Raw genomic sequence first — 23,662 nt, 5'->3', positions numbered from 1 at the left:
GTCATGGGCCGAGATGGTACCGAGCCAAGGCTTCAGCCGGGCGCCAGCGGGCTTTCATCGAGAGGTGCCGCGGAACCGGCTTTGCCGGGCCGCAGGCGCCGCCCTCCTTGAGGGGGTCGCGCGAAGCGCGGCGGGGGTGGTCCCTTATTGCACGCTGACCGGTTCGAGAACGGGCGGCGCGCCCGACGCCAGCACCGACTCCAGCGCCGTCTGCACCACCGGCCGGGCCTCGACCGGGCGCAGCCAACGGTTGCGGATGAGCCGCACGCACACGCGCTTGGTCATGGAGTGGGCGCGCCCGCCCCGGCTGGTGAACATGAACAGGGTGCCGCGCGTGCTGGCCCAGATGAGTTGCGCGCGCAGCCATTCGCCGTGCGAGTACAGGTCCACCCAGGTGCCCTCGCGCAGCGACATGAGCAGTTGCTCCGCGTCCAGCGCCTCGCCCTCCCCGCCCAGCGGCATGCTGTCGGAGTCGAGCTCGCCGTGCAGCCCGCCGAGGTCCGAGGCCAGGGTGTCCTCGAAACCGGCCTCGGCCAGCTCCTTCTGGCCCAGCCAGGGCTGCGCGGCGGCCTTGGGCAGGCGCTGCTCGGGCGTGGCCGGCGCGAACTCGTCGAACACGGTCGGGTCGACGATCTGCTCCAGCGGGATGGGATCGGAATGGCCCGAGTCGCTGCGCACCTTGGCGCGGCGCAGGCCCAGCACGGGCTCGTGCAGGCGCATCAGCGCGTCGAAGAAGGGCTTGGTTTCGTCGCGGGTCTTGCCCAGGGCGTCCAGGCCCTGGTGCAGGGTCTTGATGAGACCCGGAACGATGCGGAACAGGTCGGCCGGGCGGCGCAAGGTCACTTCCTTGCGGATGCTCCAGAGCAGGTCGGTGACGGCCTTGCGGTAGGCATTGAGGTCGTTCTGGCTGTCGGGCAGGCCCATTTCGGCCCGCGCCAGCACCAGCGCCCAACTGCCATAGATGAAGTCGAGAATGAAGCCGGGCGCGTTCTCCACGTCCGGGCGCTGGCTCAGGTCCCAGGCGATGCGATCGGCCAGGGCCTGGCGCTCCTCGGCGTGGCGCAGGGCGTGCAGTCGCTCCTGCTGCTGCTGCTGCTCGCGGTCGTCCTGCGAGCGCCAGTGGCCGCGCAGCTTGTCCAGCGCCTCGCCGAAGGCCTTGGGCTCCTTGCTGGCGCGTTCGTTGAGCTGGCGGAACGCGTCGCGCACCGGCCCGAAGAAGGACTCGAACTCCTCGCTGAACTCGTCGTTGTAGCGGAAGCTGCGCTGCGCCACGCTTTCGACGAGGCGGCGCGCGGGGTGGGCGTCTTCGTTGAAGTAGCGCGGCTGCGTGAGCGCCTGGTTGAGCAGCGCGGGCTCCAGCGCCACCACGGCCTCTCGCACCGGCGCCAGCAGCAGCGGGTCGCGCGCGACCTGGTTGACCAGCTTGCGCACCACGTCCAGGCCCACGGCCTGGCCCACCGAGCGGGCCTGGCGCTTGAGGTCGAGCAGCTCGCGCGAGCGCCGCACGGCGCTGGCGAAGTCGCCCCAGTCCTGCTGGTTGAGCTGCGAGCCGATGCTGACGCCGCGCGCGGGCCGGTCCACCACCGGCAGGTCGCGAAAGCGCGTGCGCTCCTCCTCCAGCACCACGTCGTCGAGCACCGGCAGCGCGGCCTCGGCCTTCACCGCCGCCATCTCGCGGTCGAGCTGGCGGAAGTACTGCTCGTCGAGCGCCTGTTCGAACTCCTCCCCGCCATGCTGCAGGAACTGCTGCATCACGTCGTGGTCGATGGTGGGGTGGGCGCGGGCCAGGTCGCCCATGGCCGGCATGAGGCCGTAGGCGGGCTGGGCCGGCGCGGGCGCGTGGCCTTCGGTGGCCATGCCGCCCGGGGTGAACTCGAAGTCGAGCAGGTCGCGCTTGGGCGGGGTGGGCCGCGTGGCCTGTGGGTCGGCCACCAGACGCACGCGGTAGCTGGCCTCCTGCACGTTGGCCCGTTGCAGCATCAGCGCCAGGTTTTCGTACAGGCCGCGCAGTTCGCGGCCCAGCACCGGGGCCAGGTGGCGCATCCACAGGGTGCGCACCTCGGCGTCGTTCTCGCTGGCGGCCAGCAGCTCGCGCAGCACCCGCACGTACACCGAGGGGCGCAGCGGGTTCTTCTCGGCGTGCACGGTGTCCAGGCCGATGAGCGAACTCATGCGCGCGTCCAGCACGGCCAGGGCCTGCTCCACCTCGGGCAGCAGGTTCTGCAGCAGCTTGGCGGATTCGATGGACTCGGCCACCGCGTTGTCGTCCACCAGGGCGAGCAGCTCGGTGTTGGACAGCAGCGCCAGGCTGGAGGTGTTGCCTTCGTTGTATCCGCTGCGCAACGCGGCCTTCAGGCGCTGGGCGAAGCTGGGCCCCCAGGCGTTTCGGTGCTTGAGCAGCGCGAACCAGGACCGCGCGGCGCGGTCCCGCGCGGCCACCTCGCGCATCTCCTTCTCCTCGTTCTGCAGGGAGGAGACGCCCACGTCGATGCAGCGGCCCAGCATGGGGGCTGCGTGGCGGATGGCTTCCTCGAAGCACTGCTCCAGCAAGGGAGAGGGGACGTTCATGGGGGCAAGGGGCCTGCGATCGTCATGTGACGCAGGTCACGGTTATAGCTTCGTCAGATGTGATCGATGTGGTGATCGGCCGATTTCCTGACGGGGGTACCCCCTGGGGTTCCAACCGGTCGCCGATGGCGCGCGGACGGCGGGAACCGGGGTTGGCCCGATTCTTGAGTTTGTCTCACCGCCAGGCGTGCTTTCATCGCGAGGTCACGCCGCTGGTGCATGCTCGACGGGACATGGAAGGCAAGCTGTACACGAAGACGCCGCGCGCCTGGGAGGCGCTGGCCCGCCCCGACGGGCTGGACCGCCGGGCGCACACCCTGCTGCTCATGGCCAACGGCCGGCGCAGCCTGCGCGAACTCTCGCGCCTGCTGGGCGAGGACGTGCGCGACCTGGCCCGCCGGCTGGCCGCGCAGGGCTACCTGCAAGACGTCCAGGTGCCGGTGCTGGCCGAGGCCGACGACGAGGCGGCCTGAGCGCCGCCGGCCGTCGCCCCAGGGCACCCGGCCCGGGCCTCAGTCCGTCGCCAGCGGTTCGCCGAACTCGAACACGCCCGGGTTGCGCACCGGGTCCACGCCCACCGGAATCACCGACTTGGGCGGGTAGCGCCCCTCCAGCAGCAGCCGGGAGAGCGGGTTCTCGATGCGCTGCTGGATCGCGCGCTTGAGCGGGCGTGCGCCGAACACCGGGTCGAAGCCGACCTTGGCGAGTTCGCCGAGCGCCGCGGGCGACACGTCCAGGCGCAGGTCCATCTTGTGCAGGCGCGCCTGCAGCGCCTTGAGCTGGATCGCGGCGATCGCCTCGATGTTCTTCGCGTCGAGGGCGTGGAAGACCACGGTCTCGTCGATGCGGTTGAGGAACTCGGGCCGGAAGTAGCCCTTGAGCTCGCCCCACACGGCCTCCTTCACCTCCTCGTACGGCTGGCCCACCATGGACTGGATCATGTGCGAGCCGATGTTGCTGGTCATCACGATCACGGTGTTCTTGAAGTCCACGGTACGGCCCTGGCCGTCCGTGAGTCGGCCGTCGTCCAGCACCTGCAGCAGCACGTTGAAGACGTCGGGGTGGGCTTTCTCGACCTCGTCGAGCAGCAGCACCGAATAGGGCTTGCGGCGCACCGCTTCGGTGAGGTAGCCGCCCTCCTCGTAGCCCACGTAACCGGGCGGCGCACCAATGAGGCGCGCGACCGAGTGCTTCTCCATGAACTCGCTCATGTCGATGCGCACCAGGTGCTCTTCGCTGTCGAACAGGAAGCCGGCCAGCGCCTTGCAGAGCTCGGTTTTGCCCACACCCGTGGGGCCCAGGAACAGGAAAGAGCCGGTGGGCCGGTTCGGGTCGGACAGCCCCGAGCGCGAGCGGCGGATGGCGTTGGCGACCGCGCTGATGGCTTCGTCCTGGCCCACCACGCGCTGGTGCAGCTTGTCTTCCATCTGCAGCAGCTTGTCGCGCTCGCCCTGCATGAGCTTGCTCACCGGAATGCCGGTGGCGCGCGCCACCACCTCGGCGATCTCCTCGGCGCCGACCTGGGTGCGCAGCAGTTGCGGGCGGCCCGCGTCCTTCTTGCCGGTCTCGGCGGCCTGCGCGTCCTTCAGGCGCTTTTCCAGCTCGGGCAGCTTGCCGTACTGCAGCTCGGCCACTTTGTTGAAGTCGCCCTTGCGGGTGAATTCCTCGATCTGGTGGCGCAGCTTGTCGATCTCTTCCTTGACCTGGGCCGAGCCCTGGGCCTGGGCCTTTTCGGCCTTCCAGATCTCCTCCAGGTCGGCCGACTCGCGCTTGAGCCGGTCGATCTCGACGTCGATGAGGCCCAGGCGCTTCTGCGAGGCCTCGTCGGTTTCCTTGCGGATCGCCTCACGCTCGATCTGCAGCTGGATCAGCCGGCGGTCCAGCCGGTCCATGGCCTCGGGCTTGGAGTCGATCTCGATCTTGATCTTGGCCGCGGCCTCGTCGATCAGGTCGATGGCCTTGTCGGGCAGGAAGCGGTCGGTGATGTAGCGGTGGCTCAACTCGGCCGCGGCCACGATGGCCGGGTCGGTGATCTCCACGCCGTGGTGCACCTCGTACTTCTCCTGCAGGCCGCGCAGGATGGCGATGGTGGCTTCGACCGTGGGTTCGTCGACCAGGATCTTCTGGAAGCGGCGCTCCAGCGCGGCGTCCTTCTCGATGTACTTGCGGTACTCGTCGAGCGTGGTGGCGCCCACGCAGTGCAGCTCGCCACGCGCCAGCGCAGGCTTGAGCATGTTGCCGGCGTCCATGGCGCCCTCGGCCTTGCCGGCGCCCACCATGGTGTGCAGTTCGTCGATGAAGACGATGGTCTGGCCCTCGTCCTTGGCGAGTTCGTTGAGCACGCTCTTCAAGCGCTCCTCGAACTCGCCACGGTACTTGGCGCCGGCCAGCAGCGCGGCCATGTCCAGGCTCAGCACGCGCTTGCCCTTGAGGCTGTCGGGCACCTCGCCGGCCACGATGCGCTGGGCCAGGCCCTCGACGATGGCGGTCTTGCCCACGCCGGGTTCGCCGATGAGCACGGGGTTGTTCTTGCTGCGCCGCTGCAGCACCTGGATGGCGCGGCGGATCTCGTCGTCGCGGCCGATCACCGGGTCGAGCTTGCCCGCTCGGGCGCGCTCGGTCAGGTCCATCGTGTACTTCTTGAGGGCCTCGCGCTGGCCTTCGGCCTCGGGGCTGTTCACCTGCTGGCCGCCGCGCACGGCGGCAATGGCCGATTCCAGGCTCTTGCGCGAGAGCCCGTTCTCGTTGGCGATGCGGCCCAGCTCGCCTTTGGCGTCGGCCACGGCAAGCAGGAAGAGTTCACTGGCGACGAAGGCGTCGCCGCGCTTGATGGACTCTTTCTCGGTGGCCTGCAGCAGCTTGGCCAGCTCCTGGCCGACCTGCACCTGCTCCTGCCCCTGCACCTGGGGCAGGCGCTTGACGGCCGCCTCGGCCGCCTGCGTGAGGCCGGGCACGTTGACGCCGGCGCGCTGCAGGATGGAGACCGGCCCGTCGGCCTGGCGCAGCATGGCCAGCAGCAGGTGCACGGGTTCGATGTACGCGTGGTCGTTGCCCAGCGCGAGCGACTGGGCGTCGGCCAGGGCTTCCTGGAACTTGGTGGTGAGCTTGTCGAGACGCATGGGAGGGGCGCTCCGGAAAAGTGGATTGCGGATCACATGGCGGCGATGGGGCCATTTTCAAGCCTGAGGAGAACTGCGCGCTACCCAGGGCACCGTGGAACCGGCTTTGCCGGGCCACAGGTGCCGCCCCCTCAAGGGGGTCGCGCGAAGCGCGGCGGGGGTGGCTCAGTTTCGCCAGTAGGCGTACGGCCAGGCCAGTTGGAAGCCTGCGCGCTGGTAGAGCGCCAGCGCGGCCGTGTTGTCCGCCGTGACCTGCAGGAACACGCGCGGGATGCCGCGGCGCAGCGCTTCACCCGCCATGGCGCGCAGCACCATGCCCGCCAGGCCACGCCCGCGCTGGCGCGCCGCCGTGCGCATGCCGTGCACGCCCAGCCAGCCGTGGCTGAAGCTGGCGGCACCGCAGGCCAGGGTCTGGCCCGCTTCGCTCAGGCTGGCAAAGCGCGTGCCGACGGCGCGCGAGAGCGCGCGCGAGCGGCTCGCGCCGTCCACCGGGTCCAGGCCTTCGCCGAGAAACATGGCGAGCCAGGCCGCGTCGGGCGTGTCCGCCAGGCGCAGCTCGATGCCCTGCGGCGGGCCCGGCAGGCGCCGCAACAGCTCGGCGGCCTCGGCGATGTGGGTCTGGGTGGGCTGGGTGCGGACAAAGCCGCGTTCGCCCAGCGCCCGGGTGAACGCGTCCCACTCGGGCAGCTCTGGCAGGCGCCAGGCCACGGAGAAGCCGTTCGCGCGGTAGCGCTCGGCGATGGTGTCGATGAGGGCCGGTTCGGGCGCCGCGTGCGACAGGGGCACCGCGCATTGCGCGCGCCCCACGGTGCCCCTGTCCATGGGCAGCAGCCAGCCCGGCAGGCCCTCGTCCACCTGCTCCGGTGCCACGGCCTGGACCGTGTTGCGTTCGATGGCTTCGACCACGGCGGGACCCATATCCGGGCCTTCAGGCGTTGCCGGCCTGGATGCCCCAACGGGCCAACGCTGCGTCGTCGCTCACGCGCGCGTCGACCCAGCGCGCGCCCGCGGGCGTCTCTTCCTTCTTCCAGAACGGCGCCTGGGTCTTGAGGTAGTCCATCAGAAACTCGCAGGCCTGGAAGCTCTGGCCGCGGTGCGCAGAGCTGACGACCACCAGCACGATCTGGTCGAGCGGCTGGAGCGGCCCCACGCGGTGGATGACCCGCGCGCCCAGAATCTGGAAGCGCCGGAAGGCCTCGTCGATCATGGCCTCGATGGCCTTTTCGGTCATGCCGGGGTAGTGCTCCAGTTCCATGGCGCTGACGGCCTGGCCGTCGTTGCGGTCGCGCACGGTGCCGATGAAGCTGCACACGGCGCCCACGCCCTTGTCCTGTTCGCGCAGGCGCGCGACCTCGGTGCTCAGGTCGAAGTCGGCGGTCTGGATGCTGACCCGATCGGCCACGCTCATCCCCCGGTGACGGGCGGGAAGAAGGCCACCTCGGCGCCGTCGGCGAGCGCGGCGGATTCGTCGGCCATGGCCTGGTTGAGCGAGACGCGCACAGCCTTGCCGCGCGCCAGCGCCTCGGCGTGCGCGCCGCCGCGCGCGATCAGTTCGTCGCGCAGCGCGGCCAGCGTGGGCGCGGCGGTGCTGAGCCGCTCCGCGCCGGTGCCGATGGCCTCGCGGATGGAAGCGAAGTAGCGCAACTGGATGGTGTTCATGCGAGCAGGTCCGACAGGGCGATGAAGCGCACGGTGTCGCCCGGCGCGATGGTGGTGCCCGAGGGGTTGTCGATCAGGCCGTCGGCCCAGACCACCGAGGTGAGCACGCCCGAGCTCTGGTTCGGGAAGAGCTTGACGCCGCCGTCGCCGTGGCGCCGCGCGCGCAGGAACTCGCGGCGCTTGTCGGCGCGCGGCAGGGCGAAGTCGGCGCGCAGCGGCGTGGCGGGCGGCAGGCGAAGGGCTGCGGGGTCGGCCACGCCCTGCAGCTTGAGCAGGAAGGGCCGCACCAGCAACAGGAAGGTGACGTAGCTGGACACGGGGTTGCCCGGCAGGCCGATGAAGTGGCAGGCGGTGGCGGCATCGGCGCCCGCGCCGGCGTCGCGCCGCACATGGCCATAGGCGAAGGGCTTGCCCGGCTTCATGGCGATCTGCCAGAGGTCGAGCCCGCCAAGCTGCTGCACCGCCGGCTTGATGTGGTCCTCTTCCCCCACCGACACGCCGCCGCTGGTGAGGATGAGGTCGTGGTGGTCGGCCGCCGTTTTTAGCGCGGCCAGCGTGGCCTCGCGCTGGTCGGGGACGATGCCGAGGTCGCTCACCTCGCAGCCGAAGCGCTGCAGCAGCGCGCGCAGGAAGAAGCGGTTGGAGTTGTAGATGGCGCCGGGCTTCATGGCCTCGGGCGGCACTTCGCCGGGCATCACGAGTTCGTCGCCGGTGGAGAACAGGGCCACGCGCGGGCGGCGCACCACCTTCAGGTGCGCCAGCCCCAGGCTGGCCGCCAGGCCGAGCGCGCCCTCGTCCAGGCGCTGGCCGCGCGTGAGCACGGTGGTGCCGCGCGCCACGTCTTCGCCGCTGCGGCGCACCCACTGGCCGGGTTCGGGGATCGCGTCGATGTGCACCGCGTGCAGGTCGCCGCCGACCTCGCGCGTGTCCTCCTGCATCACCACGGCGTCGGCGCCCTCGGGCATGGGCGCGCCGGTGAAGATGCGGGCGCAGGTGCCCGGCTGCAGCGGCACGCCCGCGTGGCCGGCCGGGATGCGCTGGCTGATGGGCAGGACCACGCCTTTCTCCGTCACGTCGGCGCGGCGCACGGCGTAGCCGTCCATGGAGGAGTTGTCCTGCGGCGGCACCTGCAAGGCGCTCACCAGATCTTGCGCGAGCACGCGGCCCACGGCGTCGAAGGTGGGCACCCATTCGGTGTCTGCCAGCGGCGCGGCGCGGCCGAGCAAGGCGGCCAGGGCGTCGTCCAGGGCCATCAGGGGCGCGCGGGCCGGGGCGTTCATGTCTTCTCGGGAGGGCTGTAGTGGAACCGGCTGGCATTGTCGACCAGCCACGCGGCCACGTCATCGGGGGCGTTCAAATCCAGCACCGGGCGTGCGGGTGGTTCGGGCAGGGCCTGGGGGCTGTCGGTGGCGATGGCCAGCACCTGCGCTTGCGCCGGGTAGATCACCGGCTGGCCGCTGGCCTCGCGCCATACCTCGACCTTGGGCAGGCTGCTGGCCTTGAAGCCTTCGACCAGCACCCAGTCCGCCCCGGCGCTGAGGCGCGCGATGAGCGCGTGCACGTCGTGCGTGGCCTCGGTCTCGAACTCGCGCATGAGCACCATGCGGCGCGGCGAGGCGGCCAGGATCTCCACGGCGCCGGCCTCCCGGTGGCGCCAGGTGTCCTTGCCGGGGTGGTCGATGTCGAAGCTGTGGTGCGCGTGCTTGATGACCGAGACGCGCAGGCCGCGCAGGCGCAGGGCCGGGATGAGTTGCTCGACCAGCGTGGTCTTGCCCGATCCCGAGAAGCCCGCGAAGCCGACGACGTTCATCGGAGCGCGGTGTGCTCGGCGATGTAGGCCTTGATGGCCCCCGCGTCGGCCGGCATGACCTTCACGCGCTTGGGCAGCGACTCGATGCCCGCGTAGGCGGCCGGGCGCTCGGGCTCGTGGCCCAGGGCCTCGACGATGGTCTCGGCGAACTTGATCGGCAGCGCGGTTTCCAGCACTACCATGGGCACGCCCGGTTCCGTGTGCTCGCGCGCCACCTTCACGCCATCGGCGGTGTGGGTGTCGATCACCACCGCGTAGCGGCGGTCGACGTCGCGGATGGTGGCCAGGCGGTCGGCGTGGGTGCTGCGCCCGCTCAGGAAGCCGTAGTGCGCGGCGGCCTCGGCGAACACCGGGTCGCCGCTGAGGTCGAAGCGGCCCTCGCGCGGCAGCGCGTCGGCGAACAGGGCCTTGCAGCGCGCCGGGTCGCGGCCCACCAGGTCGAAGACGAAGCGCTCGAAGTTGCTCGCCTTGGAGATGTCCATGGACGGGCTGGAGGTCTCGTGCGTGTCGGCGCTGCCGCGCACGCGGTAGACGCCGGTGCGGAAGAACTCGTCGAGCACGTCGTTCTCGTTCGTGGCCACCACCAGGCGGTGGATGGGCAGGCCCATCTGGCGCGCCACGTGGCCGGCGCAGACGTTGCCGAAGTTGCCGCTGGGCACGGTGAAGCTCACGCGCTCATCGTTGCTGCCCGTGGCCTGGAAGTAACCGGCGAAGTAATAGACGACCTGCGCGAGCAGGCGCGCCCAGTTGATGGAGTTGACCGTGCCGATCTTGTGGCGGCGCTTGAAATCGAGGTCGTTGCTGACAGCCTTGACGATGTCCTGGCAGTCGTCGAACACGCCCTCGACGGCGATGTTGTGGATGTTCGGGTCCGTCAGGCTGAACATCTGCGCCTGCTGGAAGGGGCTCATGCGGCCGTGCGGGCTGAGCATGAACACGCGAACGCCGCGCTTGCCCTTCATGGCGTGCTCGGCCGCGCTGCCGGTGTCGCCGCTGGTGGCGCCCAGGATGTTGAGCTCTTCGCCGCGGCGGCCGAGCTCGTACTCGAACAACTGGCCGAGCAGTTGCATGGCCATGTCCTTGAAGGCCAGCGTGGGGCCGTTGGACAGGGCCTCGAGATAGAACCCGTCATCGAGTTGCTTGAGCGGCACGATGGCCGGGTTGCCGAACACCGCCTCGGTGTAGGTGCGCTCGCAGATCGCGCGCAGGTCGGCCGCGGGGATGTCGTCGATGTAGAGCGAGAGGATCTCGAAGGCCAGCGCCGCGTAACCGCCGGACTTGCCCTCGTTGAAGACCGCGCGCAGACGCTGCAGAGCGGCGGCGTCGACCTGCGGGTAGCGCTCGGGCAGGTACAGGCCGCCATCGGGCGCCAGGCCTTCCAGCAGGATTTCGCAGAAGCGCTTGCGATCGGGGTGGCCGCGCGTGGACAGATAGCGCATCAGCGGAGCTCTTCCTTGCGGATGCGCACGATGGGCGACAGCACCGTGGGCAGCGCCTGCAGCTCGGCCAGCACGGTGTCCATGGTGCCTTCGCGCGTGTCGTGCGTGAGGATGATCAGGTCGGTGCTGGTGGCGCCCTCGCCGCCCACTTCATCGGCCTCGCGCTGCAGCACGGCGTCGATGCTGATGCCGTTGAGCGCCAGCACGCTCGTGACCTTGGCCAGCACGCCGGCCTCGTCGGCCACGCGCAGGCGCAGGTAGTAGCTGGTGACGACCTCGCTCATGGGCAGCACGGGCAGGTCGCTCATGGCGTCGGGCTGGAAGGCCAGGTGGGGCACGCGGTGGTGCGGGTCGGCCGTGTGCAGGCGCGTGACGTCCACCAGGTCGGCGATGACGGCGCTGGCGGTGGGCTCGCTGCCCGCGCCCTTGCCGTAGTACAGCGTGGTGCCCACGGCGTCGCCGTGCACGACCACCGCGTTCATTGCGCCCTCGACGTTGGCGAGCAGGCGTTTGGCCGGCACCAGGCTGGGGTGCACGCGCAGTTCGATGCCCTTGGGCGCGCGCTTGGTGATGCCCAGCAGCTTGATGCGGTACCCCAGCTGCTCGGCGTAGCGGATGTCGGTGGCCGACAGCCTGGTGATGCCCTCGACGTGCGCCTTGTCGAACTGCACCGGGACGCCGAAGGCGATGGCGCTCATGATCGTCGCCTTGTGCGCGGCGTCCACACCCTCGATGTCGAAGGTCGGGTCGGCCTCGGCGTAGCCCAGGCGCTGCGCTTCCTTGAGCACGACCTCGAAGTCGAGCCCCTTGTCACGCATCTCGGAGAGGATGAAGTTGGTGGTGCCGTTGATGATGCCGGCGATCCACTCGATGTGGTTGGCTGAGAGGCCCTCGCGCAGCGCCTTGATGATGGGGATGCCACCGGCCACCGCGGCCTCGAAGGCCACGATCACGCCGCGCGCCGAGGCGGCGGCGAAGATCTCGGTGCCGTGCACCGCCAGCAGGGCCTTGTTGGCCGTGACCACGTGCTTGCCGGCCGAGATGGCCTCCATCACCAGCGCCTTGGCGATGCCGTAGCCGCCGATGAGCTCGATCACGATGTCGATGTCGGGGTTGGCGATGACTTCGCGCGCGTCGCTCACGACGGCGACGCCATCGCCCACCACGGCCCTGGCGCGCGCCACGTCGAGGTCGGCCACCATGGTGATCTCGATGCCGCGGCCGGCGCGGCGGCGGATCTCTTCCTGGTTGCGTTGCAGCACGTTGAAGGTGCCGCTGCCCACGGTGCCAATGCCCAGCAGGCCCACTTGAATCGGTTTCATCGGTCGGTCAGAAAAGAAGAACTCAGTTGCCGTGGCGTTTTCGCCAGTGTTCGAGGAAGCGCGCGACGCGGCCGATGGCCTCGCGCAGGTCGTCCTCGTGCGGCAAAAAGACGATGCGGAAGTGCTGGTTGTCGGGGTAGTTGAAGCCCGAGCCCTGCACCAGCATCACGCGCGTTTCCTGCAGCAATTCCAGGAACATCTGCTGGTCGTCCTGCACGGGGTAGATCGCCGGATCGAGTTTGGGAAACATGTACAGCGCCGCCTGGGGCTTGACGCAGCTCACCCCCGGGATCGCCGTGATGAGTTCGTAGGCCAGGTCGCGCTGGCGGCGCAGGCGCCCGCCCTCCTGCACCAGGTCGTTGATGCTCTGGTAGCCGCCCAGCGCGGTCTGGATCGCCCACTGCCCCGGCACGTTGGCGCACAGGCGCATGTTCGAGAGCATGTTCAGGCCCTCGATGTAGTCCTTGGCGGGCTTCTTGTCGCCCGACACCACCAGCCAGCCCGCGCGGTAGCCGCAGGAACGGTAGCTCTTGGACAGCGAATTGAAGGTGAGCGTGAGCACGTCCTCGGACAGGCTGCCGATCGGCACGTGCTTCACACCGTCGTAGAGCACCTTGTCGTAGACCTCGTCGGCGAAGATCACCAGGCCGTGCTCGCGCGCGATGGCCACGATCTGCTGCAACAACTCCTTCGAGTACAGCGCCCCCGTGGGGTTGTTCGGGTTGATGACCACGATGCCCTTGGTGGCAGGCGTGATCTTGCGGCGGATGTCGTCGATGTCGGGCATCCAGCCCTTGGATTCCTCGCACATGTAGTGCACGGGCGTGCCACCCGACAGGCTGGTCGCCGCCGTCCACAGCGGGTAATCGGGGGCCGGCAGCAGCAACTCGTCGCCATCGTCCAGCAAGGCGTTGGTCGCCATCACGATCAGCTCGCTCGCGCCGTTGCCGAGGTAGATGTCGTCCAGCGTGACGCCCTTGATGCCCTGCAACTGGGTCTCGTGCATCACCGCCTTGCGCGCCGCGAAGATGCCCTTGCTGTCGGAATAACCCGCCGAATTGGGCAGGTTGCGGATCATGTCCTGCTGGATTTCCTCGGGCGCATCGAAGCCGAACACCGCCAGGTTGCCGATGTTGAGCTTGATGATCTTGTGGCCCTCTTCCTCCATCTGCCGCGCCGCGTCCATGATGGGACCGCGGATGTCGTAGCAGACGTTGGCAAGCTTGGCGGATTTCTGGATGGTCTTCAAAGTCCCTCCGACGACGGGAACGCGACACGCAGGGCTAAGATGCAAGCCACGCTGGCCACGAGCAAACCGGCAATTTGACCACAGTTCCCCGACCCGCCCAGGGCGCGAACGCCCCATGAAACTGCACGCCGACACACCCCACCAACTCGCCATCACCTCGCTCGGCGAAGGCTGGATCGCGGTCAACGGCGAACGGCACGAGGCCAGCGTGGTCCTGACGGCGGCCGGGCAGTTGCGCCCCTGGAACTGCCGCCGCCCCGAAGACCTGACCCCGGCCCACTTCGAGGAGCTGGTCGACCCGACCGGCGTCACACCCGAACTGGTGATCTTCGGCAGTGGTTCGCGGTTGCGTTTCGTCGCGCCGCGCCTCCTGCGAAGCCTGCTCGAACGGGGCATTGGCGTTGAAACGATGGACACCGCGGCTGCGTGCCGGACCTACAACATCCTGGCCGGTGAGGGGCGGCGCGTCACCGCTGCCCTCATACAAGAAGGTGGATCCCCGTCCGTATCTGGGTAATCGGGGCCTCAAAGAGGTAAAATAGCGGGTTGTTGCCCGGCCAGACCTTCCGTATGCATACGGAGCGCCCGTCCGGCCGTTCGGGCAGCCAACGCAACACCATCCACTTACGTCAGGGGTCTCCACAGCATGGCCGTCGTTGTCAACAAACCCATCCCCGAGTTCGAATCCCAGGCCACCGGCGGCATCAAGGTCAGCCACCAGAGCCACCTCGGGCAGACGCTCGTGCTGTATTTCTACCCCAAGGACAACACGCCCGGCTGCACCACCGAGGCCATGCAATTTCGCGACAAGTACAAGGATTTCGTCAAGGCCGGCGCCCAGGTGTTTGGCGTCTCGCGCGACAACATGAAGTCGCACGACGACTTCAAGGCCAAGCTCGAACTGCCCTTCGAGCTGATCGCCGACACCGAGGAAAAGATGTGCCACATGTTCGGCGTGGTCAAGAACAAGATCATGTACGGCAAGAAGGTCAAGGGCATCGAGCGCAGCACCTTCCTGATCGGCCCCGATGGCGTGCTGCGCCAGGAGTGGCGCGGCCTGAAGGTGCCGGGCCACGTCGAAGAGGTGCTCAAGGCGGTCAAGGCGCTCAAGAAGGCCGCCTGATCCGCCGATGGTGCGGCGCAGCGACACCTTGCTGCCCCACCGTCACGCCGCGCGTTCGGCGACATTTGGAAGGTGTATAGTGGTTTGCATGTCTTCGGGCATCTTCCCCGTCCACCGCTGTTTCCCTCCCGTCCGACGCACGCAAAGCCGCCCGGTTCTCCCGGCGGCTTTTTGTTTTTTCGAGCCCGCACGCTGAAGCCCACATGCCCCTGCCCCCCGCCCCCTCCAAACGCGCCGCCCTCCTCGCCCCCGACGCCTACTCCCTGAAGGCCTCCAACGCCAGCCTCGAAGACTTCGACGAGCGCACCGGCGGCCTGAACATCCTCCCGGACGACGACACGCTGACGGCACCCGAGCCGGTCGACACGCCCGCGCCGCGCAAGACGCGTCCGGCACCGGCCGCCAAGACCCGCCGCGCGCCCGCTCCCGCACCGGCCCTGGAACTCAAGAGCCGCCCCGAACGCCCCGAGCCGGCCGCGCCCGCGGTGGCCGCGCCCGCCACCCCCTCGCCCGTGGCCGCCGCGCGGCGCCGCAGCGTCGGCAAGGGCGCCAGCGGCGGCCCCGCCCGCCTGTTCGTGCTGGACACCAACGTGCTGCTGCACGATCCGATGAGCCTCTTCCGCTTCGAAGAGCACGACATCTATCTGCCGATGATCGTGCTCGAGGAACTCGACGGCCACAAGAAGGGCATGACGGAAGTGGCGCGCAACGGCCGCCAGACCAGCCGCAACCTCGACGCGCTGGCCGCGCAGGTCGGTGGCGACATGACCAAGGGCCTCAAGCTGTCGGCGACCGGTCACCAGTCCGCACGCGGCCTGCTCTTCTTCCAGACAGAGCCGCTGCTGAGCGAGCTGCCGCCTTCCCTGCCGCGGGGCAAGGCCGACAACCAGATCCTGGGCGTGGTGGCTGCATTGCGCCAGCGCTACCCCGAGCGTGAGGTCATCCTGGTGTCCAAGGACATCAACATGCGCGTGAAGGCACGCGCGCTGGGCCTGGCCGCCGAGGACTACGAGAACGACAAGACCCTGGACGACGGCGAACTGCTCTACCCCGGCTCGCTCGCGCTGCCCCAGGACTTCTGGACGCGCCAGAGCAAGACCATCGAAAGCTGGCAGAGCGGCAGCCACACCTTCTACCGCGTCAGCGGCCCGGCGGTGAGTCAGTTCTACATCAACCAGTTCGTCTATTTCGAGGCGCCTGGCGAGCCCTCGCTGTATGCGCGCGTGACCGAAATCCGCGACAAGACCGCGGTGCTCAAGACGCTCAAGGACTACACCCACCTCAAGAACGCCGTGTGGGGCGTGACCAGCCGCAACCGCGAGCAGAACTTCGCGCTGAACCTGCTGATGGACCCGGAGATCGACTTCGTGACGCTGGCCGGCACGGCCGGCACGGGCAAGACGCTGATGGCATTGGCCGCCGGCCTCACGCAGGTGCTCGACGATCGCCGCTACACCGAGATCATCATGACCCGCGCCACGGTGAGCGTGGGCGAGGACATCGGCTTCCTGCCCGGCACCGAAGAAGAGAAGATGGGCCCCTGGATGGGCGCGCTCGACGACAACCTGGAGTTCCTGGCCAAGGGCGATGGCGGCAATGCCGGTGAATGGGGCCGTGCCGCCACCAACGAACTCATCCGCAGCCGCATCAAGGTCAAGAGCATGAACTTCATGCGCGGCCGCACCTTCATGAACAAGTACGTGATCATCGACGAGGCGCAGAACCTGACGCCCAAGCAGATGAAAACGCTGATCACACGCGCGGGCCCCGGCACCAAGATGATTTGCATGGGCAACCTGGCCCAGATCGACACGCCCTACCTCACCGAGGGCTCCTCGGGCCTGACCTTCGCCGTGGACCGCTTCAAGGGCTGGCCGCACGGCGGGCACATCACCCTGGCACGCGGCGAGCGCTCGCGCCTCGCGGACTTCGCGTCTGAAGTTCTGTAAGGCAAGGAGGCAGCGACCCGCGCAGCGGCGGAGCGTGGGGGCTAGTAGTCGCCGCCGCCGACGAGCGACTCGAAGCGCGTCAGCATGTTCAGGAAGGCCAGCTTGACGGTCCCCGTGGGGCCGTTTCGCTGCTTGCCGATGATGATCTCCGCCACCCCGGGTTCCTTGCAGGCGTCCTTGGTGTAGTACTCGTCGCGGTAGATGAACATGATGATGTCCGCGTCCTGCTCGATGGCGCCGGATTCGCGCAGGTCGCTCATCATCGGACGCTTGTCGGTGCGCTGCTCGACCGAGCGGTTGAGCTGGGACAGCGCGATCACCGGGCACTGCAGCTCCTTGGCCAGCATCTTCAGGCCGCGCGAGATCTCGCCGAGCTCGGTGGCGCGGTTGTCGCCGCCGTCGCTGCTGGAGCCGCTCATGAGCTGCAGGTAGTCCACCACGATCAAGCCCAGCTTGCCGCAGGTACGCGCCAGGCGCCGCGCGTTCGCGCGCAGCTCGCTCGGCGTGAGGCCTGGCGTCTCGTCGATGTGCAATGAGACGTGGCGCAGCTTCTCGATGGCCTCGGTCAGGCGCGGCCATTCCTCGTCGGTGAGCTTGCCGGTGCGCAGGTGGCCCTGGTTGATGCGGCCGATGGAGCCCACGATACGCACCGCGAGCTGGGCAGCCCCCATTTCCATGGAGAACACGGCCACGGGCAGGCCTTCGTTGAGGGCCACGTGCTCGGCGATGTTGATCGCAAAGGCGGTTTTACCCATGGACGGGCGCGCCGCCAGCACGATCAGGTCGCCCCCCTGCAGGCCCGCCGTCATGCGATCGAGGTCGATGAAACCCGTGGGAACGCCGGTCACGTCCTGCGGGTTGTCGGCCATCTCCTGCACGCGATCCAGCAGGTCGACCACCAGTCGGTCCATCGACTGGAAGCCTTCCTTCATGCGCGAGCCTTCCTCGCCGATCTTGAAGATCTTCTGCTCGGCCTCGTCGAGGATCTTGGCGACCGCCTTGCCTTGCGGGTTGAAGGCGGAGGTGGAGATCTCGTCGCTGGCGGCCACGAGTTTGCGCAACACGGCGCGCTCACGCACGATCTCGGCGTAGCGGCGGATGTTGGCCGCGCTGGGCACGTACTGCGCGAGCGAGTTGAGGTAGGCCAAGCCTCCCGCCTCCTCGGCCTTGCCCAGGTTCTGCAGGTGCTCGAACACCGTCACCACGTCGGCCGGCTTGGACGCGTTGACCAGCGCGGCGATGGCCGAGTACGCGAGGCGGTGCTCGTAGCGGTAGAAGTCGGAATCGTTGAGCAGGTCGGCGACGCGGTCCCAGGCACCGTTGTCGAGCAGCAGGCCGCCCAGCACGCTGGATTCGGCTTCGATGGAATGCGGGGGGACGCGGAGCTGGGCGACCTGACGGTCGCCGGTGTCGTCGAGGCCGCTACCGAAGTCGGGGAAAGGGCTGGAAAAGGCGGTGGACATGCGACGTCAAGGCAAAGGGGCATGGTACGCATGCGCTCGATCGAAGGCCAGTGGATAAGCCTGTGCGCAACTGCGTGAATAGGCTGTGACCAGCCCGGCGGTAGAAAAAGAAAAGCCGCTGCCCGAAGACAGCGGCTTTCGGCAAGCCAGACGGCTTGCGGGTATCAGGCGGTTTCGCCCAGCACCGAGACCGCCACGTCGACCGTGACGTCGGTGTGCAGGTTGACCTGCACCGTGTAGTCGCCCACGGCCTTCAGCGGGCCATTGGGCATGCGCACCTGCGACTTCACCACGTCCTTGAAGCCCAGCTTGTGCAGCTCGTCGGTCACGTCGTGGTTGGTGACGGAGCCGAACAGGCGGCCATCCACGCCGGCTTTCTGCGTGAGCTTGAGGCTGGTGGCGGCGAGCTTTTCGCCTTGGGCCTGGGCAGCGGCCAGCTTGGCGGCAGCGGCCTTTTCCAGCTCGGCGCGGCGGGCTTCGAAGGCCTCCAGGGCGTCCTTGGTGGCGCGGCGGGCCTGGCCAGTGGGGATCAGGAAGTTGCGGGCGTAGCCGTCCTTGACCTTGACGACATCGCCAAGCGCGCCGAGGTTGTGGACTTTTTCGAGAAGAATCACTTGCATGTCGGGCTCCTCAATCAGACGCGGTGCTGATCGCTGTAGGGCAGCATGGCCAGGAAGCGCGCGCGCTTGATGGCGGTGGTGACCTGGCGCTGGTAGATCGCGCGGGTGCCGGTCAGGCGCGCGGGAATGATCTTGCCGTTTTCAGAGATGAAGTCGCGCAGGACGTCGATGTCCTTGTAGTCCACCTCTTCGACCTTGGCGACGGTGAAGCGGCAGAAGCGCTTGCGCTTGAAGAGCAGCGACTGGGTGTTGCGCTTGGGGCGCTTGTCTTTGTTGAAACGCTTGGGTGCAGCCATGATGGGCCTTTCCTATGTCTTGCTGAATGCCTGGATGTGGAAAACCACGCCTTTGCCGTTGCGCGCGTTCGCGAGGAAACCGTCAAACACCGCCAGTTCGTTGAGCGCCTGCTTCTGCAGGGTCTCGGCCAGGGGCCCGAAGGCCACGGCACGGATCTGGAGGGCGACGGTTCGGGGCGTGTCCAGTTCGGTCTGCTGCGACTCGTGCTCGAGCACGAGGTTGAGCACCGGGATGCCTGCCGGCGTGTAACGCAGGTTCTGCACCTGCACCACCGCGGCCTGCAACTGGAGACGGTTCACCCGATTCCCGCGAGCCTCACGCCACGGGCGTCAGGCGGATTGCTCCTGCGACTGCTGCTGGGCCTTGCGGGCCTCTTCGCGCTCGACCGTCTTCATCATGGACGACGGGCCGGTGTCGGCTTTCTTGCGCTGCACGCTCAGGTGGCGCAGCACGGCGTCGTTGAAGCGGAAGGCGTGCTCCAGCTCGTTCATCACGGCCTGGTCGGCCTCGATGTTGACGCAGAGGTAGTGGGCCTTGGACAGCTTGTTGATCTGGTACGCCAGTTGACGGCGGCCCCAGTCTTCAACGCGGTGGATCTTGCCGCCGCCGGCGGTGATCATGCCCTTGTAGCGCTCCAGCATGGCCGGAACCTGTTCGCTCTGATCCGGGTGGATCAGCAAGACGATCTCATAGTGACGCATGGACTCTCCTTGTGGATGACCCCGGCCGACCGGAAGACCCTGGCCGGGGAGGTTGACAGCTGCCCCCAGGCGTCAGCAGGGGTGCAGCAAGGCAAGCCCGCGATTATACAAAAGTGAAAGGCCCGGGCCACCTTGCGGTGGTCCGGGCCTGGATTCACCCGCCACCGGGGCGGGTGAGGGGCTTCTCAGGCGCCGATCAGGCGGCCTTGAGGTTGGGGTAGCGCACGTGCTCCACCAGCTCCTGGATCTTCTTGCTCGGCGCCGGGGTGACCAGGCTGACCAGGACGATGACGGCGATGCCCAGGGGCACGCCGAACACGCCCGCCGAGATCGGCTGGATACCGAACCACAGCTCCACCGGCGAGGTGACGCCGAAGATGCCGCGCATCCAGGGCTGGGTGGTGGCCATGTAGTAGAAGGTGATCCCCAGACCGGCGATCATGCCCAGCGAGGCGGCGATGCCGGTGGCGCGCTTCCAGAAGATGCCGAGCACCAGGGCCGGGAAGAACGCCGCCGCCGCGAACGAGAAGGCCGCGGAGACCAGGAACAGGATGTCGGCCGGCTTCTGGGCCGCCACGTAGGCAGCGGCCAGGGCCACAACCAGCAGCAGCGTCTTGGAGATGGTGACGCGGCGGGCCGTCGAGGCGTTGGGGTCGATCATCTTGTAGTACAGGTCGTGCGACAGCGCGTTGGCGATGGTCAGCAGCAGGCCGTCGGCGGTGGACAGCGCCGCGGCCAGGCCGCCAGCCGCCACCAGACCCGAGACGACGTACGGCAGCCCGCCGATGGCCGGGGTGGCCAGCACGATGATGTCGCCGCCGATGCTCATCTCGTTGAGCTGCAGGATGCCGTCCTTGTTGACGTCGCTCACCGACAGCAGGGTCGGGTCGACGCGGTTCCAGGCCGCTATCCATTCCGGCAGGTTGTTGAACGGTGTGCCCACGAGGACGTTCAGCACCTCGAACTTGACCAGCACCGCCAGCGCGGGCGCCGTGAAGTACAGCAGGAAGATGAAGAACAGCGACCAGGTCACCGACTGGCGGGCCTCCTTCACGCTGGGCACCGTGTAGTAGCGCATCAGGATGTGCGGCAGCGCGGCGGTACCCACCATCAGGCAGAAGATGAGCGCGAGGAAGTTGCGGCGCGACTCATTGAAGGTCTTCTGCGCGGCGGCATCACCGTTCGGGTCGCCGGCGTACTGCGCGGCGTGGCGCGGCATGCCGTTGAGCGGACGGGTCTTGGCGTCGGCCGCGGCTTTCTGCGCGGTCCAGGCCTTCTTCGCGGCGTCGGGGTCCTTGGGCAGGTCGGCCACGGCCTTTTCGGCGGCAGCGATCTCGGCGCTCGGCGCATTGGCGGCGCGCGCGTCGGCCAGGCGCTTGTCGGCCGCGGCCTTGTCCGCGGTCAGCGCGGCGGCCGGATCCTTCAGCTTTTCAGCCAGGGCGTCGGAGCGTGCCTTGAAGACGCCACGGACTTCGAGCTCCTTCGGATCGTTGATCAGGCGCTGCTCGGCCTCGGTGACCTTGACCAGCTGCTGGCCATAGATCGCCTGCGGCACGGGCACGCTGGTCTGCTTCACCGACAGCCACACCACCGGAATCATGTAGGCAATGATCAGGATGATGTACTGCGCCACCTGCGTCCAGGTCACCGCGCGCATGCCACCCAGGAACGAGCACACCAGGATGCCGCCGAGGCCGAGGAAGACCCCGAGCTCGAAGGCCACGCCCGTGAGGCGCGCGGTGATGATGCCCACGCCGTAGATCTGCGCCACCACGTAGGTGAAGGAGCAGAGGATGGCGGCGAAGATGCCCAGGAACCGCGGCAGGTTGCCGCCGTAGCGCTCACCCAGGAAGTCGGGGATGGTGAACTGGCCGAACTTGCGCAGGTACGGCGCGAGAAACAGCGCCACCAGGCAATAGCCACCCGTCCAGCCCATGATGAAGGCCAGGCCGCCGTAACCCGTGAGGTACAGCGTGCCGGCCATGCCGATGAAGGACGCGGCCGACATCCAGTCGGCGCCGGTGGCCATGCCGTTGTAGACGGCTGGCACGCGGCGCCCGGCCACGTAGTACTCGGCTGCGTCGGTGGTGCGGCTCATGATGCCGATGCCCGCGTACAGGGCGATCGTGGCGATCAGGAAGATGAAGCCGATCCACTCGCGCGAGAGCCCGAGCTGTTCGAAGATGGCCAGGGCGACCACGAAGACGAAGAAGCCGCCCGTGTACCACTTGTAGACCTTGTTGAGCTGCTTCTTGAAGGCGGCGTTTCCGCCTGCACCGCCGGCTGCGCCGGTTTCAAACATGCCAGCCATGGTTCACTCCTCGGTCTCGTCGACACCGTGTTCGATGTCGAGCTTGTTCATGTACCAGGCGTAGAACCCGATGATGGCCACGTAGACCACCAACGCGCCCTGCGCCCCGACCCAGAAGCTGAACGGCCAACCGAAGAAGTTGAAGTTCAGATCCCTGGCGTAGTAGCCCACCACGAACGTCACGAAGAACCAGATTGCGAGCAATATGGCCGTGATGTTGAGGTTCTTCCGCCAGTAGTGGCGGTGCTTTTCCGTCAATTGCATTGCATCGACCTCCATCAACAAGACCCTTTCGGGCACATCACGGACACCGCCGTCTCCTCATGGCGGCCTGCAACCGGTCCGTGTTCTCGGCCTCCGGCTCACGCCGGACGCCCCTTTTTGCTCAGCCGCGCGGCGGCAGCGCGCTTCAGGCGGGGGATTTCCCCAGACCCGTTTCACGCTCCAGCTGAGCGGCCACCTTGGGCTCGAACTTTCGAAGGTGGCGAATGATCTTCGCCGCCTCCTCGGGTTCTTGCCGGTCGACATGAACCCGCGCCAGCTGGTACCAGCCGTACGGGCTCATGGGCTGCAGTTCGGTGTTGCGCTTGAGCGCGACCACGGCGTCGTCGAAACGGCGCTGGCGGATCAGGCACAGGGCCAGGCCATACCAGGCCCGGTCGAATCGGTCGTCGAGCGCGATGGCCTGGCGAAAGGCCGCCTCGGCCTCGTCGATGCGGCCCAGGTCTTCGCGCAGGAAGCCCAGGTTGAACCAGCCCGCCGCGTGTTGCGGCTGGATCGCGACGAGGTGCTCGAGCGCATCGGCGGCACCGGCCTTGTCGCCCTGCTCGGCCAGCACGTGGGCGCGCGTCGCCCAGGCGTAGGCGTCTTGCGCATCCATGCCGAGCAGGCGATCGACGCGCTCGAGTGCCGCGGCGCGCCGGTTGAACACCAGCAGGGCCTTGATCTGCAGCCGCAGGAAACCGCGGTTGAGGGCGTCGTTCATTTGCACAGCTCCACACCGATGCGCAGGCAATGCTGGATGCGCAGCGCCGTCACCACGATCCACGCGAAAGCCAGCACGAGGAAAGCCACCAGTGGCACGTGGCGGTCGAGCACGATGCTGCGCGGCGTGATGAAGCGCGCCGCCACCACGAAGGGCCGGCCGACCTGCTGGAGCAACTGGTAGAAGAGGTTCGTGTCGCGCTTGGCACCGGCCAGCAGACCCAGCACCCACTGACCGAACAGCGCCATGAGCGCGATCTCGCAGATCAGCTTGACGATGGAGAGAAACAGCAGCATGCGAGGGTGACCCTTGAATTGCCGCGATTCTGGGCGGGCAACTTACCGCCTTCTTACAAAGGTGTCAGACAAGCCCATCAGGCAGGTCAAACCCTCTCGGGGTTTTCCCGTGGGTGCTTCGCTGCGGCGCAATGAAAAACGGCCGGGTCTCCCCGGCCGTTGTGGCAGTGAATACCGAAGACCTCAGACCCCGGGCTGCGCCAGCAGTTGCCAGGTGTCGACCACCGTGTCGGGGTTGAGCGAGATCGAGCTGATGCCCTCGTCGCGCAGCCACTGCGCGAAGTCGGGGTGGTCGCTGGGGCCCTGGCCGCAAATGCCCACGTACTTGCCCTCGGCCTTGCAGGCGCCGATGGCCAGCTTGAGCAGCGCGCGCACGGCCGGGTCGCGCTCGTCGAAGTCGTGCGCCAGCAGCTCCAGGCCCGAGTCGCGGTCCAGGCCCAGGGTGAGCTGGGTGAGGTCGTTCGAGCCGATGGAGAAGCCGTCGAAGAACTGCAGGAAGTCCTTGGCCAGCACGGCGTTGCTCGGGATCTCGCACATCATGATGAGCTGCAGGCCGTTCTCGCCGCGCTTGAGGCCCTTGGCTGCCAGCAGTTCGGTCACGCGCTGGGCCTGCGCCAGCGTGCGCACGAAGGGCACCATCACCTGCACGTTGGTGAGGCCCATGTCCTCGCGCACGCGCTTGAGCGCCTCGCACTCCATGGCGAAGGCCTCGGCGAAGTCGGCGCTGATGTAGCGCGCCGCGCCGCGGAAC

General features: G+C 68.1%; 24 protein-coding genes. 4 read left to right on the top strand and 20 right to left on the bottom strand.

The window, feature by feature from the left end; translation table 11 throughout:
* Positions 1 to 144: 144 nt before the first annotated feature.
* A complete protein-coding gene (locus tag VLG41_RS06555) occupies positions 145 to 2,568 on the bottom strand; it encodes a DUF1631 family protein (protein WP_325348584.1) in 2,424 nt (807 codons plus the stop codon).
* A gap of 233 nt (positions 2,569 to 2,801) precedes the next feature.
* On the opposite strand from VLG41_RS06555, the gene VLG41_RS06550 reads away from it, so the two are divergent.
* The gene (locus VLG41_RS06550) at positions 2,802 to 3,041 is read left to right on the top strand and encodes a hypothetical protein (protein WP_325348583.1); all 240 of its coding nucleotides are present in this window, start codon (positions 2,802 to 2,804) and stop codon (positions 3,039 to 3,041) included.
* A gap of 39 nt (positions 3,042 to 3,080) precedes the next feature.
* Here VLG41_RS06550 and clpB read toward each other — a convergent pair whose 3' ends face one another.
* The 9 genes from clpB to VLG41_RS06505 form a co-directional block, all read right to left on the bottom strand.
* The gene (gene clpB / locus VLG41_RS06545; RefSeq protein WP_325348582.1) at positions 3,081 to 5,687 is read right to left on the bottom strand and encodes an ATP-dependent chaperone ClpB; all 2,607 of its coding nucleotides are present in this window, start codon (positions 5,685 to 5,687) and stop codon (positions 3,081 to 3,083) included.
* A 165-nt stretch (positions 5,688 to 5,852) separates the two neighbouring features.
* A complete protein-coding gene (locus VLG41_RS06540) occupies positions 5,853 to 6,605 on the bottom strand; it encodes a GNAT family N-acetyltransferase (protein WP_325348581.1) in 753 nt (250 codons plus the stop codon).
* A gap of 10 nt (positions 6,606 to 6,615) precedes the next feature.
* Complete coding sequence (locus VLG41_RS06535) at positions 6,616 to 7,095, bottom strand: molybdenum cofactor biosynthesis protein MoaE (RefSeq protein ID WP_325348580.1); 480 nt, start codon at positions 7,093 to 7,095, stop codon at positions 6,616 to 6,618.
* A complete protein-coding gene (moaD, locus tag VLG41_RS06530) occupies positions 7,092 to 7,346 on the bottom strand; it encodes a molybdopterin converting factor subunit 1 (protein WP_325348579.1) in 255 nt (84 codons plus the stop codon). The genes VLG41_RS06535 and moaD overlap by 4 nt, the downstream gene beginning before the upstream one ends.
* Positions 7,343 to 8,626 carry a gephyrin-like molybdotransferase Glp gene (gene glp / locus VLG41_RS06525; protein WP_325348578.1) on the bottom strand — a complete coding sequence of 428 codons (1,284 nt, stop codon included), beginning with the start codon at positions 8,624 to 8,626 and terminating at the stop codon, positions 7,343 to 7,345. The genes moaD and glp overlap by 4 nt, the downstream gene beginning before the upstream one ends.
* A complete protein-coding gene (mobB, locus tag VLG41_RS06520) occupies positions 8,623 to 9,156 on the bottom strand; it encodes a molybdopterin-guanine dinucleotide biosynthesis protein B (protein WP_325348577.1) in 534 nt (177 codons plus the stop codon). Before mobB ends, glp begins: the two co-directional genes overlap by 4 nt.
* Positions 9,153 to 10,595, bottom strand: coding sequence for a threonine synthase (thrC, locus tag VLG41_RS06515; RefSeq protein ID WP_325348576.1), 1,443 nt, complete (start codon positions 10,593 to 10,595; stop codon positions 9,153 to 9,155). The genes mobB and thrC overlap by 4 nt, the downstream gene beginning before the upstream one ends.
* Positions 10,595 to 11,917 (bottom strand): homoserine dehydrogenase, encoded by a 1,323-nt coding sequence (locus VLG41_RS06510; RefSeq protein ID WP_325348575.1) that lies wholly within the window; start codon positions 11,915 to 11,917, stop codon positions 10,595 to 10,597. The genes thrC and VLG41_RS06510 overlap by 1 nt, the downstream gene beginning before the upstream one ends.
* Positions 11,918 to 11,939: 22 nt before the next feature.
* Positions 11,940 to 13,166, bottom strand: a complete 1,227-nt coding sequence (locus VLG41_RS06505) for a pyridoxal phosphate-dependent aminotransferase (RefSeq protein ID WP_325348574.1) — start codon at positions 13,164 to 13,166, stop codon at positions 11,940 to 11,942.
* A gap of 115 nt (positions 13,167 to 13,281) precedes the next feature.
* Here VLG41_RS06505 and VLG41_RS06500 point away from each other — a divergent pair, with 115 nt between their 5' ends.
* From VLG41_RS06500 to VLG41_RS06490, 3 genes are all read left to right on the top strand, one after another.
* Positions 13,282 to 13,683 carry an Mth938-like domain-containing protein gene (locus tag VLG41_RS06500; protein ID WP_325348573.1) on the top strand — a complete coding sequence of 134 codons (402 nt, stop codon included), beginning with the start codon at positions 13,282 to 13,284 and terminating at the stop codon, positions 13,681 to 13,683.
* A 129-nt stretch (positions 13,684 to 13,812) separates the two neighbouring features.
* A complete protein-coding gene (locus VLG41_RS06495) occupies positions 13,813 to 14,289 on the top strand; it encodes a peroxiredoxin (RefSeq protein ID WP_291021762.1) in 477 nt (158 codons plus the stop codon).
* 203 nt (positions 14,290 to 14,492) lie between these two features.
* Complete coding sequence (locus VLG41_RS06490) at positions 14,493 to 16,238, top strand: PhoH family protein (RefSeq protein ID WP_325348572.1); 1,746 nt, start codon at positions 14,493 to 14,495, stop codon at positions 16,236 to 16,238.
* A gap of 41 nt (positions 16,239 to 16,279) precedes the next feature.
* Here the strand turns inward: VLG41_RS06490 and dnaB are convergent, their stop codons facing one another.
* The 10 genes from dnaB to VLG41_RS06440 form a co-directional block, all read right to left on the bottom strand.
* Positions 16,280 to 17,701 (bottom strand): replicative DNA helicase, encoded by a 1,422-nt coding sequence (dnaB, locus tag VLG41_RS06485; RefSeq protein ID WP_325348571.1) that lies wholly within the window; start codon positions 17,699 to 17,701, stop codon positions 16,280 to 16,282.
* 164 nt (positions 17,702 to 17,865) lie between these two features.
* Complete coding sequence (gene rplI, locus VLG41_RS06480) at positions 17,866 to 18,321, bottom strand: 50S ribosomal protein L9 (RefSeq protein ID WP_325348570.1); 456 nt, start codon at positions 18,319 to 18,321, stop codon at positions 17,866 to 17,868.
* 14 nt (positions 18,322 to 18,335) lie between these two features.
* A complete protein-coding gene (gene rpsR, locus VLG41_RS06475; RefSeq protein ID WP_009520643.1) occupies positions 18,336 to 18,617 on the bottom strand; it encodes a 30S ribosomal protein S18 in 282 nt (93 codons plus the stop codon).
* A gap of 12 nt (positions 18,618 to 18,629) precedes the next feature.
* Positions 18,630 to 18,917, bottom strand: a complete 288-nt coding sequence (priB, locus tag VLG41_RS06470; protein WP_325348569.1) for a primosomal replication protein N — start codon at positions 18,915 to 18,917, stop codon at positions 18,630 to 18,632.
* 30 nt (positions 18,918 to 18,947) lie between these two features.
* Complete coding sequence (gene rpsF, locus VLG41_RS06465; protein WP_070397866.1) at positions 18,948 to 19,319, bottom strand: 30S ribosomal protein S6; 372 nt, start codon at positions 19,317 to 19,319, stop codon at positions 18,948 to 18,950.
* A gap of 196 nt (positions 19,320 to 19,515) precedes the next feature.
* Complete coding sequence (locus tag VLG41_RS06460; protein ID WP_325348568.1) at positions 19,516 to 21,630, bottom strand: VC_2705 family sodium/solute symporter; 2,115 nt, start codon at positions 21,628 to 21,630, stop codon at positions 19,516 to 19,518.
* A 3-nt stretch (positions 21,631 to 21,633) separates the two neighbouring features.
* Positions 21,634 to 21,894 (bottom strand): DUF4212 domain-containing protein, encoded by a 261-nt coding sequence (locus tag VLG41_RS06455; RefSeq protein WP_325348567.1) that lies wholly within the window; start codon positions 21,892 to 21,894, stop codon positions 21,634 to 21,636.
* A gap of 145 nt (positions 21,895 to 22,039) precedes the next feature.
* Positions 22,040 to 22,615, bottom strand: a complete 576-nt coding sequence (locus VLG41_RS06450) for a tetratricopeptide repeat protein (protein WP_325348566.1) — start codon at positions 22,613 to 22,615, stop codon at positions 22,040 to 22,042.
* Complete coding sequence (locus VLG41_RS06445) at positions 22,612 to 22,911, bottom strand: hypothetical protein (RefSeq protein WP_325348565.1); 300 nt, start codon at positions 22,909 to 22,911, stop codon at positions 22,612 to 22,614. The genes VLG41_RS06450 and VLG41_RS06445 overlap by 4 nt, the downstream gene beginning before the upstream one ends.
* Positions 22,912 to 23,094: 183 nt before the next feature.
* On the bottom strand, positions 23,095 to 23,662 hold a 568-nt coding region (locus tag VLG41_RS06440), incomplete at its 5' end, for a putative PEP-binding protein (protein ID WP_325348564.1).

Source organism: Hydrogenophaga sp. (genome assembly GCF_035481345.1).
Classification (GTDB): Bacteria; Pseudomonadota; Gammaproteobacteria; order Burkholderiales; family Burkholderiaceae_C; genus Hydrogenophaga.
Note: the sequence above shows the minus strand (reverse complement) of the source record. Positions and strands in the feature narration are given on the sequence as shown.